This is a genomic window from Pleionea litopenaei (assembly GCF_031198435.1).
GTDB classification, from domain to species: Bacteria; Pseudomonadota; Gammaproteobacteria; order Enterobacterales; family Kangiellaceae; genus Pleionea; species Pleionea litopenaei.
Genome location: NZ_CP133548.1, coordinates 2,721,226 through 2,738,460, shown reverse-complemented (window position 1 = coordinate 2,738,460; position 17,235 = coordinate 2,721,226). Strand labels below are relative to the sequence as shown.

15 protein-coding genes are annotated in these 17,235 nt (G+C 43.9%); 11 read left to right on the top strand and 4 right to left on the bottom strand.

The features are described from left to right. Positions 1-27: 27 nt before the first annotated feature. The 7 genes from dprA to Q9312_RS12270 all read left to right on the top strand — a co-directional run bounded on the left by dprA (position 28) and on the right by Q9312_RS12270 (position 7,999). The gene (dprA, locus tag Q9312_RS12300) at positions 28-1,122 is read left to right on the top strand and encodes a DNA-processing protein DprA (RefSeq protein WP_309201151.1); all 1,095 of its coding nucleotides are present in this window, start codon (positions 28-30) and stop codon (positions 1,120-1,122) included. A 101-nt stretch (positions 1,123-1,223) separates the two neighbouring features. Beyond that, positions 1,224-1,697, top strand: a complete 474-nt coding sequence (locus Q9312_RS12295) for a Smg family protein (protein ID WP_309201150.1) — start codon at positions 1,224-1,226, stop codon at positions 1,695-1,697. 150 nt (positions 1,698-1,847) lie between these two features. Continuing rightward, entirely contained in the window at positions 1,848-2,426 is a 579-nt protein-coding gene (locus Q9312_RS12290; protein WP_309201149.1) for an L-threonylcarbamoyladenylate synthase, read from the top strand. 21 nt (positions 2,427-2,447) lie between these two features. Further along, positions 2,448-3,347, top strand: coding sequence for an oxygen-dependent coproporphyrinogen oxidase (hemF, locus tag Q9312_RS12285; protein ID WP_435407958.1), 900 nt, complete (start codon positions 2,448-2,450; stop codon positions 3,345-3,347). A gap of 49 nt (positions 3,348-3,396) precedes the next feature. After that, complete coding sequence (gene hemB / locus Q9312_RS12280; RefSeq protein ID WP_309201147.1) at positions 3,397-4,404, top strand: porphobilinogen synthase; 1,008 nt, start codon at positions 3,397-3,399, stop codon at positions 4,402-4,404. A 4-nt stretch (positions 4,405-4,408) separates the two neighbouring features. Then, entirely contained in the window at positions 4,409-6,595 is a 2,187-nt protein-coding gene (gene ppk1, locus Q9312_RS12275; protein WP_309201146.1) for a polyphosphate kinase 1, read from the top strand. An 87-nt stretch (positions 6,596-6,682) separates the two neighbouring features. Next, a complete protein-coding gene (locus Q9312_RS12270) occupies positions 6,683-7,999 on the top strand; it encodes a S41 family peptidase (RefSeq protein ID WP_309201145.1) in 1,317 nt (438 codons plus the stop codon). Between the two features lie 6 nt (positions 8,000-8,005). Here Q9312_RS12270 and ppx read toward each other — a convergent pair whose 3' ends face one another. Together ppx and rhlB are read right to left on the bottom strand one after the other, a co-directional pair. Then, positions 8,006-9,505 (bottom strand): exopolyphosphatase, encoded by a 1,500-nt coding sequence (gene ppx / locus Q9312_RS12265; protein ID WP_309201144.1) that lies wholly within the window; start codon positions 9,503-9,505, stop codon positions 8,006-8,008. A 6-nt stretch (positions 9,506-9,511) separates the two neighbouring features. Then, positions 9,512-10,759 carry an ATP-dependent RNA helicase RhlB gene (rhlB, locus tag Q9312_RS12260; protein ID WP_309201143.1) on the bottom strand — a complete coding sequence of 416 codons (1,248 nt, stop codon included), beginning with the start codon at positions 10,757-10,759 and terminating at the stop codon, positions 9,512-9,514. 240 nt (positions 10,760-10,999) lie between these two features. On the opposite strand from rhlB, the gene trxA reads away from it, so the two are divergent. The 4 genes from trxA (at position 11,000) to Q9312_RS12240 (ending at position 15,141) form a co-directional block, all read left to right on the top strand. Next, positions 11,000-11,326, top strand: coding sequence for a thioredoxin TrxA (trxA, locus tag Q9312_RS12255; RefSeq protein WP_309201142.1), 327 nt, complete (start codon positions 11,000-11,002; stop codon positions 11,324-11,326). A 336-nt stretch (positions 11,327-11,662) separates the two neighbouring features. Beyond that, a complete protein-coding gene (rho, locus tag Q9312_RS12250; RefSeq protein ID WP_309201141.1) occupies positions 11,663-12,919 on the top strand; it encodes a transcription termination factor Rho in 1,257 nt (418 codons plus the stop codon). Positions 12,920-12,946: 27 nt separating this feature from the next. Further along, on the top strand, positions 12,947-14,416 hold the full coding sequence (gene ubiD, locus Q9312_RS12245; protein WP_309201140.1) for a 4-hydroxy-3-polyprenylbenzoate decarboxylase: 1,470 nt from the start codon (positions 12,947-12,949) through the stop codon (positions 14,414-14,416). Continuing rightward, positions 14,413-15,141 (top strand): NAD(P)H-flavin reductase, encoded by a 729-nt coding sequence (locus tag Q9312_RS12240; RefSeq protein WP_309201139.1) that lies wholly within the window; start codon positions 14,413-14,415, stop codon positions 15,139-15,141. The genes ubiD and Q9312_RS12240 overlap by 4 nt, the downstream gene beginning before the upstream one ends. Positions 15,142-15,181: 40 nt before the next feature. On the opposite strand, the gene Q9312_RS12235 is transcribed toward Q9312_RS12240, so the two are convergent. Next, on the bottom strand, positions 15,182-15,994 hold the full coding sequence (locus Q9312_RS12235; protein ID WP_309201138.1) for a substrate-binding periplasmic protein: 813 nt from the start codon (positions 15,992-15,994) through the stop codon (positions 15,182-15,184). 164 nt (positions 15,995-16,158) lie between these two features. Then, positions 16,159-17,019, bottom strand: a complete 861-nt coding sequence (gene rpoH / locus Q9312_RS12230) for an RNA polymerase sigma factor RpoH (protein ID WP_309201137.1) — start codon at positions 17,017-17,019, stop codon at positions 16,159-16,161. Positions 17,020-17,235: the final 216 nt, after the last annotated feature.

Below are 17,235 nucleotides of genomic sequence, written 5' to 3'. Positions count from 1 at the left end.
ATGAATTAAACATTCGGAGGTTCAAGGATGAACCTAAAACGAGTGAGTCAGTGGATGACCCTGCTCAGCATTTCTGGTGTCGGTCCTGCAACTTGCATCAATATTTTAACTCAGTTCGAGTCCATCGAATCTGTCTTTGCCGCCTCTACCGAAGAATTGAAACTCGCTGGTTTTAGCGACTCATTGATTCAATCGCTAAGTTGGGCTAAATCGCCTGATTTGAGCGAGCTAGACGAGTGGTTGAATCGAGAGGCAAATCATTTTGTATTGACCATCGAGTGCCTTGATTACCCGCGCCTGTTAAAGCAAACGAGCTGCCCTCCTACCTTACTTTATGGGGTTGGTGACCGCTCGCTTCTGAACACGCCTCAAATCGCTGTAGTGGGATCAAGAAATCCAACAGCGGCGGGATTGTCTCAAGCAAGAAAATTCTGTAAGGGTCTTGCTCGACAAGGCTTAACCATCACATCGGGTCTAGCACTGGGTATTGATGGTATGGCGCATTCGTCAGCTCTAAGTGTGGATGGAGCGACTATTGCCGTCGCTGCGACGGGTTTAGACCGAGTTTATCCTGCTAGGCACCGATCTTTGGCTCAGCAGATCAGTGAAACCGGATTAATTATATCGGAGTTTCCGCTTGGCACTCAGCCAAAAGCCAACCATTTTCCGCAACGTAATCGAATAATTTCTGGTTTGAGTTTAGGTACTTTGGTGGTGGAGGCAGCTCCGCAAAGTGGCTCATTGATCACGGCTAGGTTAGCATTAGAACAAGATCGAGAGGTATTTGCCATTCCAGGGTCTGTCGATAATACCCTCGCAAAAGGGTGTCATCTGTTAATAAAGCAAGGCGCGCATTTGGTCGAGTCCATCGATGATGTATTGAGCCAGCTGGGATGGTTGGCACAGGCGCAAAACCTGTTACAAGAAGAGAAGTTGCCAACTCCTGATTTAACCGAAGACCTCTATCGTTTGTTAGTGAATGTCGACTTTTCACCCACGGCTATTGACACATTGGTCGAAAGAGTTAAAAAACCGGTGGCTGAGCTTTCCCCAAAATTGTTAACATTAGAGTTGGAAGGATGGGTCACTCAGTCTCATGGCGGGTACATGCGTCTAAAATAATGACGACGGAACCGGCAGCCTGCTCAGTGCCTCATACAATAATCAAAGTTTCGCCAACGATGAAACAGCAAGCTAACCGAGTTAGCAATTTAGGGGCAACAATGAAAAATGACGTGCTGGATGTATTGATGTACATCTTCGAGCGATTTCAAGATCAAGAGTATGTCGTTATAGAAGAAGCCAGCAAACTAGCCGATGAATTAACCGAGGTTGGCTTTTCTGACGTTGAGATAGACTCTGCTCTGCAATGGATCGATGGCTTAGTTGAGCTAAGAGAAAACAGCGGCCCGGCGGCAGGTGATGAAAGTAAAGCGGTGTTCACCAACCGACTTTACACCGATGCTGAGTGCGACGTTTTGAATTTGGCGGCGAGAGGCTATCTCTATCATCTCGAGTCATTGGGCGTGCTCGATTCAGAATCGAGAGAGGCGGTGATCGAACGACTCTTGGCTTTAGAAATTCATGATGTCGATCTCGAGCAATTGAAATGGGTGACCATGATGGTGTTATTCAATTTGCCAGGACGAGAGAGTGCTTGTGCTTGGTTTGAGAACTTAGATTACCATATTCACTGATAATTTCGCACAACTCCAACTTTTGTTAAACTGATTCATCGAGTTAGCAATTAAAATTCACGACAGAATTTACGACAGATAGTGCTCTCACTCCTTACGTCAGCCTATCTTCTATTAAACCTCATTAATAGAGCGGTTTGTCAGAATCCTATGACCAACTATCATTTTTCAAAATGGCAACTATACCAAGCGGAGTCTGTACTCTCTAATGAGGGAGTGGTTGCCTGCCCAACGGAAACCGTTTGGGGGTTGGGGTGTTTGGCAAATTCAGAACGCGCGGTACGACGTATCTTGCAAATCAAAGCTCGGGCATTGTCTAAGGGGCTTATCTTATTAGCCTCTCAGCCAGAGCACTTGCAAAATTGGGTAGCGCCCCTTTCGGCTAGAGAAATCGAGCGCTTATTTCAAACAAACGAACAACCGACCACGTGGATTTTTAAAGCCACGGCCGCTGCGCCAAGTTGGATTACTGGTGGGCGCGATACGATTGCGATTCGAGTGACCACGCATCCGTTAATGAGAGCCTTGTGTGATCGCCTTGGTTTATTGGTTTCGACGAGTGCAAATCGCAGTGGAAAACAGGTAGCAAAACGCCGCATTCAATGCCTTCGATGGTTCAAAAGCGAACTCGATGGTGTATTACCAGGACGGTGTGGTGATGAAATGGTTGAGGGAGGCATGTCGCCCTCGACAATAATTGATTGGCAAACCGGTCAGCGTTTGCGATAAACATTCAAAGGTTAAGTGACTATGCAAAAGCAGTCTGTACTCGATTATCTAATGGGCCTACAAGATCGCATTTGTAATGCACTTGAAGCGATTGAGGGTGGAACTCAATTCTACCAAGATGAGTGGCAGCGAGAAGAAGGTGGCGGTGGACGAACACGGGTTATCGAAAATGGACATGTGATCGAAAAAGGAGGCGTTAATTTTTCCCATGTCATGGGGGCACAATTGCCGGCTTCAGCAACGGCCGTGCGGCCAGAGTTAGCGGGTCGTTCTTTTGAAGCCATGGGCGTATCTTTGGTTATTCACCCGCGTAACCCTTTCATTCCCACGTCGCATATGAATGTGCGCTTTTTTGTTGCTGAAAAAGACGGTGAACCACCGGTTTGGTGGTTTGGCGGAGGATTTGATTTAACGCCCTATTACGGATTTGAAGAAGATTGCGTACACTGGCACCAGGTCGCGTCAGAGGCCTGCCAGCCTTTTGGCGATAATGTTTACGCTGAGTTTAAGCAGTGGTGTGATGAATATTTTTACCTGAAGCACCGTGATGAACCCAGAGGTGTGGGTGGGCTGTTTTTTGATGATTTAAATCGCTGGGACTTTGAAACCAGCTTCTCATTTATGCGCTCTGTGGGCGATGCGTACTTGCCCGCTTACCTACCCATTATGGAACGCCGTCGCGAGCATAAATTTGAGCAAAGGCACGTAGATTTCCAGCATTACCGCCGTGGTCGCTATGTCGAATTTAATTTAGTGTATGACCGTGGCACCTTGTTTGGGTTACAAACCGGCGGACGCACCGAGTCGATTTTGATGTCTCTTCCTGCACAGGTGTCTTGGAAATATAACTGGACGCCAGAACCGGGAAGTGAAGAAGAAAAGTTATACCAGGAGTTTTTGATCCATCGCGACTGGCTATAATTGTCACAGTCCCGTAACAAATGAGTCACACAATAACGAGGAGTATTTGGTGAGTGGTTTAACAAGTGGTTTTTACCCTGCGACCCGTAAACGTAGAAATCGTAGCGACGATTTTATGCGGCGGATGGTCGCTGAACATCGTTTCACCAGCGACGATTTGATTTACCCAATGTTTGTTATGGATGGCCAGAATAAACGACAGGCGATACCCTCAATGCCAGGTATCGAGAGATTGTCACTGGATTTGTTGTTAGCCGAGGTCGAGCAATTGTTAACGCTAGGAATTCCTGCGATAGCTCTATTTCCGGTTATTGATACCGATAAAAAATCCTTGTTAGCTGAAGAAGCCTATAATGAAGAAGGATTGGTCCCGCAGGTTGTTTCTGCCATAAAACAACGTTTCCCTGAGATGGGGGTTATAACAGACGTCGCTTTGGATCCTTACACCAGCCATGGGCAAGACGGAATTATCGATCAATCAGGCTATGTGCTCAATGATGAAACGGTAGATGTGTTGGTGAAGCAAGCGATATGTCATGCGACGGCAGGCGCTGATATAGTCGCACCTTCGGACATGATGGATGGTCGCGTTGGTGTTATCCGAGAAGCGTTTGAAGTAGAAGGCTTCGTATTGACGAAAATACTCGCTTATTCAGCCAAGTATGCGTCAGCGTATTATGGACCTTTTCGTGATGCAGTCGGCTCTTCGGCGCAACTCGGAAAAGCGGATAAAAAGAACTACCAAATGGACCCGGCCAATTCAGCTGAAGCATTGCATGAAATTGCACTCGATATTGAAGAAGGTGCAGACATGGTCATGGTAAAACCCGGAATGCCTTATTTGGATATTATTCGCCAGACCAAAGAAGAATTTAACGTGCCGGTTTTTGCTTATCATGTTAGTGGTGAATATGCGATGCTAAAAGCTGCCTGTCAAAATGGTTGGTTAGATGAACGAGCGGTAGTAACCGAAGCAATGACTTGTTTTAAGCGTGCCGGTACCGATGCCGTTCTAACTTATTATGCAAAATCAATAGCCCAATGGCTTAAAGAGTAAATACATGATGGCGAGTGATACTTCTACTTCTTTGGATCAAAGCGACAACACTGAAGAAATTAAAGCACTCGCCAGTTATCTTGAAGATATTCACCCGCCCACTAAAAAGTCCTTAATAGATTTAAAAAATCCCGAGCTTTACATCAATCGAGAGTTGTCCTTTTTGCAATTTAATTGGCGAGTACTGCAGCAAGCTTTAGATGAAGACTTGCCTTTGCTCGAGCGTATCCGTTTTATATTTATTTTTAGTAATAACCTCGATGAGTTTTTTGAAGTTCGCGTTGCTTCATTAGTGCACTGGGCGAATCATCATCCTGAACGACTAGGGCCAGACGGCTTAACGCCACTTCAAGCGCTGGCTGAAATTAGTAAAACCTGCCACGAAATGGTGACCGAACAATATCGTATTTTTAACGATGTACTGCTACCTCAATTGGCGACGGTAAATATTCACTTTTTACGTCGAAGCCTTTGGACCGACAAACAAGCTCAATGGATCAAAGATTATTTTATTAATGAAGTAGCACCGGTTATCAGTCCGATTGGTTTAGATCTAGCCCATCCTTTTCCTCGGCTAGTGAATAAAAGTCTACATTTTATCGTAGCCTTAGAAGGCAAAGATGCCTTTGGTCGAGAAAGTGATTTTGCGGTTGTTCATATGCCTCGATCACTGCCTAGAATCATTCAATTGCCCAAACACTTATGTCGCAAAGGCGACAATTTTGTTTTTCTCTCGGCGATCATTCATGCCAATGCGGAAGAGCTTTTTCCGGGTATGAAAGTAAAAGGCTGTTACCAATTTCGCTTGACGCGTGACTCTGATTTGTTTGTTGACGAAGATGATGTAGAAGATTTAGCCAATGCATTAAAATTAGAATTGCAAAGTCGCGACTTTGGTACCTCAGTCCGACTGGAATTGGCTGACAATTGCCCTGATAAAATTGCTCAGTTTTTATTGCAAAAATGTAATCTGACTGAACAAGAATTATATCGCGTTAATGGCCCAGTGAATTTAAATCGTTTACTTAGCCTCAGTGATATGGTCGAACGTCCTGAGTTAAAGTTTAAATCTTTTACTCCGTCTGTTCCGAAATTATTACGGGCTAAATCCAGTAGTATTTTTTCAGTATTAAAACAACACGATATTTTGTTGCACCATCCCTATCAAAGCTTTGAGTCGGTGGTTAATTTCATACGGTCCGCTGCCGCAGATCCTGATGTACTTGCAATTAAGCAAACCTTGTATCGAAGTGGTTCAAGCTCTCCCGTTGTTGAGGCATTAATTGATGCCGCGCGATCGGGTAAAGAAGTCACCGCTGTGGTTGAATTACGCGCTCGATTTGATGAGCAAGCAAATATTGAGTTTGCCAATAAATTGCAAGATGCAGGCGCTTTGGTTGTTTATGGCGTCGTAGGATACAAAACGCATGCAAAACTTTGTGTGGTGACACGGCGAGAAAAAAAGAAACTGCGCCATTACACACATTTAGGTACCGGAAATTACCACGCAGGAACAGCGAAGTTATACACCGATGTTGGGTTATTAACGGCCAACAAAAAGCTGTGTGACGATGCTCAGCGAGTATTTCTACAGTTAACAGGCATGGGTAAAGCCTATGATATGAAGTTGATGTTGCAAGCACCCTTCACGCTTCATTCTGGTTTAATCAACTTAATAGACCAAGAAATTCTGCACAAGCGTGCAGGGAAAGAAGGTGTTATTAAATTAAGAATGAACTCACTCACGGAAGCAACCTTAATTGAAAAATTGTATGAGGCGTCACAAGCAGGAGTAGAGATTGATCTTATTATTCGTGGAATTTGTTGCCTTAGACCAGGCCTCAAGAATATTTCAGACAATATTCGAGTTCGTTCTATTGTAGGGCGTTTTCTAGAACACTCTCGCGTCTTCTACTTTGCTAATAATGGTGAGCCGCAAGTCTTTGCGTCCAGTGCCGACTTAATGGACCGAAACCTCTATCATCGAGTAGAAACTTGTTTTCCTGTTACCGATGAGAAACTGGCAAAACGGCTGGTATCAGAAACCATCGATATTTATTTGCAAGATAACAGTCAAAGTTGGGAGTTGCATAGCGATGGTCGATACATCAAAAACGTTGCTGTTGATGGAGAAACACCGATTCGAGCTCAGAAGTATTTGCTCGACCATATTTGTCCAAGTTCAGATTAGTATAATTGAGTATTTTGCCAATTCTGTACTTTTTTTGAACAAAGATAATCGGTAAGATTAAGTGAAATGATTCCGGAGTGACTTATTATGTTTTTAAAAAAAGCGCTTTTAGTATCGCTGTCCACCTTTATCCTTGCCGGATGTAGTAACAGTGATAATTCAAACAACTTAAATGGTTCTGGTGAATATCCGGCGTGTTCTTTACCCGATCAGAATTTAGTGTGGTTTGATTACTTGAAAGATTGGTATTTGTTTTACTCTGATTTGCCGGATCAAATTAATCCTGAAGGTTATGTCTCTATCGAAGAAATGCTCAATGCAGTTCGCTCCCCTGATGACAGATTTTCCTATGTACTCACGAGAGCTGAGTATGATGAGTTTTTTAACAGTGGTAGCTATTTTGGGTATGGGTTTAGTTCAAACACTACTCAGGTCGCTGATGCTTATGTCATAAGGTATGTCTTCTCAGGTTCGGGAGCTGACCAAGCTGGATTGAAACGCGGAGACCGCCTGATAGAAATAAACGGGTATACGGCCACTGAAATTAAGGCGCAAAATTTGAGTGGCGAAACGGTCTATGGGCCAGACCAAGACGGATATACAATCGATATCACCTACATCAACAGTAACGATCAAACGATTTCTACCCAAATGACGAAAGGTCAAGTCAGTACAAACACAGTGTTCGATGTCGAAACGTTTAATACCAGTGCTGGAACGGTCGGCTACTTGTCATTTCAGCATGGTTTTATTGAGCCTTCTGCGGCCGAGTTAAACCAAGCCTTTGCAACCTTGAGTGCAGTTAACCCTTCGCAATTAATATTGGACTTACGCTATAACGGCGGTGGTCGAATTTCAATTGCTGAGCAACTCGGTTCGCTGATTGGCGGAGATACTACGTCAGGGTCTATTTTTGGAACCTTGGAGTTCAATGATAAACACTCGGATCAAAACAGTACCTATTATTTCGACAATCTAGTCAACAAACTGGATATCAGTAGGCTGATAGTTTTAACGACCGAAAACACATGTTCGGCGAGTGAAATGATCATCAACGGTATTGATCCTTTCATTGAAGTCGTGACTGTCGGCGATACGACTTGCGGTAAGCCAATAGGCATGTCGCCGCAGGAATACTGTGAGATGGTTATGTCAGCTATTAACTTCAAAGTGACGAATGCCAATGGATTTGGCGATTACTTTAACGGGATTAATGCACAGTGTAATGTGACGGATCAAATTGTTGCTGACTGGGGCAGTTTACAAGATCCAGTGTTTGCTGAAGGACTCTACTTTGCTGAAAACGATGCGTGTTCGAATGTGAATAATTATGTGGTTCAAAAGCGCAGTCCATCGAGTCAACAGAAGTCGATGAAAGAGTTGTTATTTGATAACCGATACTAGTAACGGTTAAGAATAGTCGAAAGGCAAGTTTACCAAAGCAAGGTAAGCTTGCTCTTGTTCGAGATCCGCTTCTAATAATCCATGTTCATCCAAATACCCCTCTGGAAATTGAATCTGTACATGGTCTTTATCAATGCTAATGGTTGCTTTGGGCCACTGTAGGTCACGGCGACGATGATTAAAAATTACCGCTAACCTCAACAGTCTTGCGAGACGAATCATTTTAATTCGTAAAGCCTCATCGTCAATGGCTTCGTATCGGTGCATCGGAAATTTGCGACGAAATGAGCGAACCAGCAGCGCCAAGAGTCTTTGTTGAGGAATGCTAAAGCCACTCAAATCTGTGTTTTTAATAATGTACTCGCCGTGTTTTTGTTGTTTACTAAAGTTAATGCTTAATCCGACTTCATGACAGCGAGCTGACCAACTAAGCATCTGTTTAAAGTAATCGTCGTCAAGTTCCCAATATTTCGCAACCTGTTGCCAAAGTTGCTGTGCGGTTTGGTTCACTCGTCGCGCTTGATCCATATCGATATGATAACGAGCGATTAAACCTTTAATCGCCCGCTCTTTAATATCGGCCGTTTTTTCTAAGCCGACTAGCTCATACAGCAAACCTTCACGCAGCGCGGCCGGTGACGTGGCCATCTTATCGATTTTTAATGTACGAAAAATAGCGATAAGAATCGCTAATCCTGCTGGCAGTATTTCTCGTCGATTTTCAGGAAGGCCCTGCAAGTCGATATGTTCAAAATCTTTCATATCGATCAATTGCTGCTTTAAGTTTTGCAGACAATCAAGAGTCACTTCTGATTGATTGAAATTATTCACTCGGCAAATATCTAAGATGGATTCTATTGTTCCCGATGTACCAATGGTTGCTTCCCAACCTTCTCTTAGATACAAGTCTTGAATTGAAATTAGTTCTAACCGAGCAGCGATGATTGCGCGCTTGAAATTTCGTTTCGACAATTGATTGTCGGGGAAATACTTTTGAGTAAAAGAGACACATCCCATTTGTAAACTATCGAGTAATACAGGTTCGAATGCTTGACCGATAGCAAACTCTGTACTGCCACCGCCGATATCAATAATTAACTGTTTTTTATTGGTGAGTTGAAAGTGGGCGACACCTTCAAAAATTAATCGTGCTTCTTCACGCCCAGAAATAACTTCAATGGGATAACCTAAAACTTGTTGTGCTTTAAGTAAGAATTGTTGTGCATTTTTTGCTTTACGCAGAGTGTAGGTGCCGACTGCACGTACGTTAATAGCGGGCGTATCGGCTAAGCGTTCATTAAATTGTTGCAAGCAAGCGAGCGCTCTTTGTTGAGCTTCTTCAGTAAGATAATGTTGTTCATCAAGTCCGGCCGCTAAACGCACTTTTTCTTTCAGCCGCCCGATGATCTGTAAGTTGTTGTGCTGCAATTGCGCCAAGGTTAAATGAAAGCTGTTCGATCCTAAATCGACGGCAACAATCACGGGCGTGCTTGCAGCATTAGACATAACTAATTATCTTCCTTGTTGCTGAGGGCGCTTACGTGGTCTGCCTTTGTTATTATTATTTCGGCGTACCTGAAAGGCTTTAACCTCAGCGAGTAGCTCACTGGTCACTTCTTTTTTGGGGATACTGTGTTCGATGTATTCTTCAATCGCTGGCAGCGCAAACGCACTGTCTTCACAAGCAAAGGATATCGCATCGCCATCTGCACCCGCGCGAGCAGTTCGACCGATGCGGTGAACATAGTCTTCAGCATCTTCGGGTAAATCGTAATTAAAGACATGGCTGACATTATCAATATGAAGGCCTCGAGCGGCTACGTCCGTTGCAATTAGAACGGGCAATTCGTCGGTTTTGAATTTATCTAATAAAGACATTCGTTTCTTCTGAGGAACATCACCAGTAAGCAGGCCGACCTTCCAGTCATTCGCTTTTAGCATGGAATAGATGGTTTCTGCGTCTCGCTTAGTATTCACGAAAATCATACTTTTATCTGGCTGGTCTCGATTTAAAAGCCCAAGTAGCAAGGATAATTTATCGGAATTACTGGGGTAATAAAGTTCTTCTCTTACTTTTTTCGCGGTCACCTGTTCTGGCTCAACTTGAACGTGTTGTGGCGTATTCATATGTTCATAAGCCAGCTCTTGTACGCGATGAGAGAGCGTTGCTGAAAAGAGCATATTTAGACGATCGTTTGCCGGTGGCATGCGTCTGAATAAGTAACGAATATCGGCGATAAATCCAAGATCAAACATACGATCGGCTTCATCGAGCACAACGACGTCGATGGCATCGAGTCGATACACTCCCTGTTTCAAATAATCGATCAGTCGCCCAGTAGTGCCCACAAGGATATCGACGCCTTGTTGTAACATGGTACGTTGTTCATCGTAGCCAGTGCCACCATACACGGCGCCGACTTTCAGTTTAGTGAACTCAGATAGCTTTTCGGCGTCAGCCATGATTTGGACCACCAGCTCTCTGGTCGGCGCCATGATAATGGCTCTGGGTTCGTTTTGTAGTCGACTCGGGTCGGCGGGTAACGTCAGCAATTCATCAAATACAGCGAGTAGAAAAGCAATGGTTTTACCGGTTCCTGTTTGCGCTTGCCCCGCTACATCTTGTCCCTTCAGGGCAAGAGGCAAGCTTAATGCTTGTATGGGCGTGCAAAAATTGAATTGATGCTTATCGAGTGCTTTGATCAATCGAGGATCGAGTCCAATAGCACGAAATGGAATTTCGGAGAGATGTTTAGTCATATATTGTATAGTTTTCTCATCGATTGGCCGCGATACCTAAAGTAGCTTAGAGCGCGATACGAACGAACCTGAGAGCCAATCGTTTTGATTTCTCAGTGAATTTTGTCCAGTTTAATCGCCAATATTGAATTTGGGAACCGATAGTTTTGATATCTCACTTGAAATTTGTCAAACTTAACCCCAAATTAGCTCTCTAGCTAATGAATTCGAACATGAAACCTTTTCAGGAGATACCTGCTAATGAGCGAACAAATTGTCCACCTAAGCGACGATAGTTTTGAAACCGAAGTCTTACAATCAGATGTACCAGTATTGGTGGATTATTGGGCAGAATGGTGCGGTCCTTGCCGGATGATTGCCCCTATCCTTGATGAAATCGCTAGCGAGTATCAAGGCAAGGTTAAAGTTGCTAAGCTGAACATCGATGAAAATCGAGCAACGCCTCCAAAATATGGAATTCGCGGTATTCCAACGCTAATGTTGTTTAAAAATGGTGCTGCCGAAGCAACTCAAGTTGGCGCAGTCAATAAATCACAATTGGTAGCCTTCTTAGATTCGAACATTTAACTTTTTGCCGTAATCAAGAAGTCATTTTCGAAGATGTCCCGATTCTTTCGGCTGAAAGCTGGACAGGGTCGGGATTTAATGCTAATTTTCTATCTAGCTTTCCTGTGGGGCCTCCCTATTTCTTTAAGTCCAGGCTAAAGCAATCACCTTGTTTAAATTTATCGATACAGTTAAATAGATTTATATAGTTAAAATAGATTTAGTTTATTCGATACATTTTATTCGACGGAACCAAGATCAAAGGGTCAAGATCGACAAAATCAAGCGGTATTAAAATGAACCTATTCATTGTTTTGATACCAATAACAATCTAACAACCACTCGACAAATCCAGCCATGAATCTAACGGAACTAAAACAGAAATCAGCTTCTGAACTAACTGAACTTGCAGCATCAATGGGCATTGATAATATGGCCCGTAACCGCAAGCAAGATATTATCTTCTCAATTTTGAAAGCTCACGCTAAGTCTGGCGAAGACATTTTTGGCGATGGTGTGCTTGAAATTCTTCCCGATGGCTTCGGCTTTTTGCGCAGTGCAGATTCCTCATATCTTGCCGGTCCGGATGATATTTACGTATCTCCAAGTCAAATTCGACGTTTCAGTTTAAGAACGGGTGATACTATTTCGGGAAAAATTCGTCCTCCGAAAGATGGAGAACGATATTTCGCGCTATTGAAAGTCAACAAAATAAATTACGATAGCCCTGAAAATGCCCGCAACAAAATCCTCTTCGAAAACTTAACGCCTTTACATCCAGATGAGCGCATCCGAATGGAACGTGGTAATGGCAGTAGTGAAGATATTACGGCGCGAGTGATCGACTTGGCGGCACCCATTGGTAAAGGTCAGCGAGCATTGGTTGTATCGCCTCCGAAAGCTGGTAAGACGATGATGATGCAAAACATTGCTCAGTCGATTACCGGGAACAATCCAGATTGTACGCTAATTGTTTTGCTCATTGATGAGCGGCCTGAAGAGGTTACCGAGATGCAACGTTCGGTGCGCGGCGAAGTGATAGCATCGACCTTTGACGAGCCAGCGAGTCGTCATGTTCAAGTCGCCGAGATGGTCATTGAGAAAGCGAAACGTCTAGTAGAGCACAAGAAGGATGTCGTCATTCTGCTTGACTCGATTACTCGCCTCGCGCGTGCTTACAATACCGTTATTCCATCGTCGGGTAAGGTGTTAACCGGTGGTGTTGATGCTAATGCTTTGCAACGACCTAAGCGATTCTTCGGTGCGGCAAGAAATATCGAAGAAGGTGGAAGCTTAACAATTATTGCCACGGCACTGATTGATACTGGCTCTAAAATGGATGAGGTTATCTATGAAGAGTTTAAAGGTACCGGTAATATGGAGCTGCATTTAGACCGTAAAATCGCTGAAAAACGTGTGTTCCCGGCTATTAATATCAACCGCAGCGGCACTCGAAAAGAAGACTTACTGACCACTCCTGATGAGCTGCAAAAAATGTGGATTTTGAGAAAAATCGTTCATCCAATGCAAGAAATTGAAGCCATGGAGTTCTTGGTCGATAAATTGGCGTTGACCAAGACCAATGACGAGTTCTTTGAGTCAATGAAACGTTAGTTAGCGTTTCATTGATACGTCCTAATTATGCAATATCGTGATTTGCGAGATTTTATTGAGCAATTAGAAGCCATGGGTGAGTTGAAGCGAATCTCTCACCCAATTGATCCTTACTTAGAAATGACTGAAATCGCTGATCGGACTTTGCGGGCGGGAGGTCCAGCGCTGTTATTTGAAAATCCGAAAGGCAGCGATATTCCGGTGTTAGCGAATCTGTTTGGAACAACTCGACGAGTCGCTTTGGGAATGGGTCAGAAAGACATCGAGGCTTTAAGAGAAATTGGTGAATTACTGGCCTTTTTGAAACAGCCTGATCCCCCCAAAGGAATTAAAGAAGCTTGGTCACAGTTACCAATCTTCAAGCAAGTGTTAAACATGGCTCCAAAAAACGTCAAAAACGCTGCTTGCCAAGAAGTGGTGTGGCGTGGAGACGATGTCGACCTGTCTCGTTTACCAATACAAACCTGTTGGCCTGGTGATGCAGGTCCTTTGATCACTTGGGGATTAGTGATCACCGAGGGGCCAAACCAGTCTCGACAAAATCTTGGGATCTATCGCCAGCAAGTGATTGGAAAAAATAAAGTCATCATGCGTTGGTTGTCTCATCGTGGTGGCGCACTTGATTTTCAAGAGTGGCAACAAGCCCATCCAGGTGAGCCCTTTCCTATAGCCGTTGCGCTCGGCGCTGATCCTGCGACGATTCTAGGGGCCGTTACTCCGGTTCCCGACTCAATGAGTGAATATGCTTTTGCGGGTCTACTTAGAGGTAAGAAAACCGAGTTGACGCAAGCAGTGCTTCATCAGTTGAAAGTTCCTGCATCTGCAGAAATGGTTCTTGAAGGATATATTTATCCCGATGAAACAGCACCTGAAGGGCCTTTTGGAGACCATACTGGTTATTATAATGAAGTCGACGAATTTCCGGTGTTCACCGTAGAAGCGATCACCATGCGTAAGGCTCCGATTTACCACAGTACTTATACTGGACGTCCGCCCGATGAGCCCGCAATTTTAGGGGTCGCTTTAAATGAGGTCTTCGTACCTATTTTAAAAAAGCAATTCCCAGAAATCGTCGACTTTTATCTACCACCTGAAGGCTGTTCATATCGAATGGCGGTGGTCACTATGAAAAAACAATACCCGGGTCATGCGAAGAGAGTCATGCTCGGCGTCTGGTCATTCTTACGTCAATTTATGTATACTAAGTTTGTAATTGTTACGGATGACGACGTGAATGCTCGAGATTGGCAAGATGTTATTTGGGCCATTACCACTCGAGTGGATCCGAGTAGAGATACAACCCTCATCGATCATACTCCCATCGATTACTTAGATTTTGCTTCGCCGGTTTCTGGCTTAGGATCAAAAATGGGTATTGATGCCACCAATAAGTGGCCAGGAGAGACGGATAGAGAATGGGGTGAAGTGATTTCTCAAGATCCTCAGGTAAAAAAACGCGTTGATGAAATTTGGGATGAATTAGGAATTTTAGAATGACAGTTAAGGAAATTTTTTGTCAGGTAGAGTCACTGGATGTACTCGGAAAGGATGTTTATCGAGTGAAGTTGGTTGCCGATGAGTTGAGTCAATTGACCTACCAAGGCGGACAATATTTAACATTACAAGTTGATGGCGGACGCTGGATACCCTTTTCGATAGGAAATGCACCAGAAGAAAATAGCCACGTTGAACTACACATTCGTTTATTACCCGGCCATGAGTTGGCTGAGCAAATCGTTGAACAACTTCAGCAGACGAAAGCTGCCCACGTGCAAATTCCGATGGGACAATGTGTTCTGCGAGACAGTGACAGAGATGTCGTGTGTATTGTTGGTGGAACGGGTTTCTCGCCGATCAAAGCGATGCTTGAATCTGCTTTCGCTAAACAAGATCGAAGAAATTTTCACTTGTATTGGGGTGCCCAACACTCAAGTGATCTCTATTTAGACGACTTACCGAAACAATGGCAGAGCGCGTTCTCTAACTTCAACTATGTACCTGTTATTTCAGGTGAACAGTCTGACTGGTTAGGTGAAACTGGCTTTGCTCATGAGCCTGCAATCAATGATTTGTCTGACTTACCGAATAAAGATTTTTACATATCCGGCTCGCCAGCAATGGTGATGGCAGTGTATCAAGCGTTGCTCGACAATGGCGTTAGTAAAACACAAATTTTTGCCGATATGTTAGATATTAAACGTGAGATGGGCGAAGACATTTAAGGCTAAGCCTAAGCGATAGCTTAGGCTTAATCCGTATTGCTTAGAGCATGTACTTCTGCAAAATTTGTTTGTACTTCCCGTTGGCCTTAAGGGTCTTTAGTGCCTCATTAAAGCGGGTCAAGATAGTATGATCCACCGATTTCATACTAAACATTAAATGCACATCACCACTGTGAATTTGTATGTCTAGCTTGTCGATCTGGTCTTCGATACCTTTGCGCTTAATGTTGTACGCGCCAACAAAGGGATCCTCAATGATCACATCAACGTTATGTTGCATCAGGTTATAGTAATTGGCTTCACCGACTGAAGAATACACAAACTGTTTTGTATAGTTCGGATCATCTTGAAAATCGGACACTTGGTCGCCGTATATATAATCGGTTGTGACGCCAATTTTTTTACCCGATTCGACTATGTCTTTGAAAGTCTTAGGAAAGCTATCTTTTTCACCCGATCGCACGTAAAGAACGAAATTCTCGGCTCGGTAAGGCTCAGAAAAAAGAGCGTAGCTTTTGCGCTTTTCCGTAACCGATGCTCCGGCGACTAGATCAACTTCTCCCTGCTCGAGTTTTTCGAGCAAGCGCATCCACTGATCTTGAACAAAGTTAAGCTCGCAATTCGATTCAGCTGCAAGTGCTTGAATTAATTCGATATCTAAACCTGATACTTTGTTTCCTGGTGCTAAATACATGTAGGGTTCCCAAGGGTCCCAGCCCATCGTCACTGAGCAAGTTGTTTCGACAACTGGCGTTTGGGATTTTTGGCTCTTTTCGGCGTTTTTTGAATCATTGTTGCAACCAACTAAGCCGAAAGTTGCAATCGACAAGTAAGTGATGGCAGTACGTAACATGGCAAGCTCTCCTTTGTAGGTGAGTTCTTATCGTTATTGTAGACTGTCTTTAAAGTGTAGTTGATTTTATCTTAGGTCTGTAATAATCGTGAGATAATCGAGGGATATTAAAAAAGCGCCCGTAGGCGCTTTTTTAAATGTTAAGTAAGCTTGGTAAGCCTAGCTTATGCAACGATAGAGGTTTTCAGCTTTTTAATGGCATTTTTTTCGAGTTGTCGTACTCGCTCTGCTGACACTTGGTATTGGTCAGCCAACTCTTGTAACGTCGCTTTTTCTTCATCTAACCACCGGCGCTTTAAGATGTTCTGGCTGCGCTCGTCTAACTCTTGCATGGCTAGTACTAGCTTTTGCTCATGGTGAGATTGCCAATTGTCTTGCTCGTAGCTCGCTGCTGGATCGGCTGAACTGTCTTCAAGAAACTGAGACGGCGCGAATTGTGCGCTATCGTCGTCATCACCGACAGGTGCGTCGAAAGCCATATCACGAGCATTCAAGCGACCTTCCATACGTCGAACTTCGGCCTCACTAACACCAAGGTCATCAGCAACGGCCTTAATTTCATCGTTATTGAACCAGCCTAGTCGCTTTTTAGAGCCACGTAGATTAAAGAATAACTTACGCTGCGCTTTAGTGGTGGCTACCTTTACGATACGCCAGTTACGAAGTACGAATTCATGAATCTCAGCTTTGATCCAATGGACGGCAAAAGAAATTAAGCGTACACCGACATCTGGGTCAAAGCGTTTAACCGCCTTCATCAGACCGACGTTGCCTTCTTGAATGAGATCTGACTGTTGCAAACCATAGCCGTTATAGCTTCGAGCTATGTGCACAACAAAACGTAAATGCGAGAGAATTAGTTGTCGTGCCGCCTCGAGGTCTTCGCTATCACGAAAACGACGTGCCAGCTCTCTCTCATCTTCGACACTCAATACCGGAATAGCATTAACAGCATGTATATATGCCTCAATGCTACCTTGGGGCACTGAAAGTGCTAAATGTTGATTTGACAGCTGTGTGTTCATAGTTCTCCTAAACCGCACTATAAGTCTTTATACATAAGGGTTTGACGCAAATATTAGCACTACTGAGTAGGGAATGCTAATTTTTAGCAGTCTGAATCTTAGAGTGCTAACTTTAAAAAAAGTTTCCATCAATGAGTGCTCCAATAGTGGGCGTTCAACGGCCTGTTTTCAAGGCTTTGACACACCTTTTTACAGATTCCATCTCATTAAAGCGGA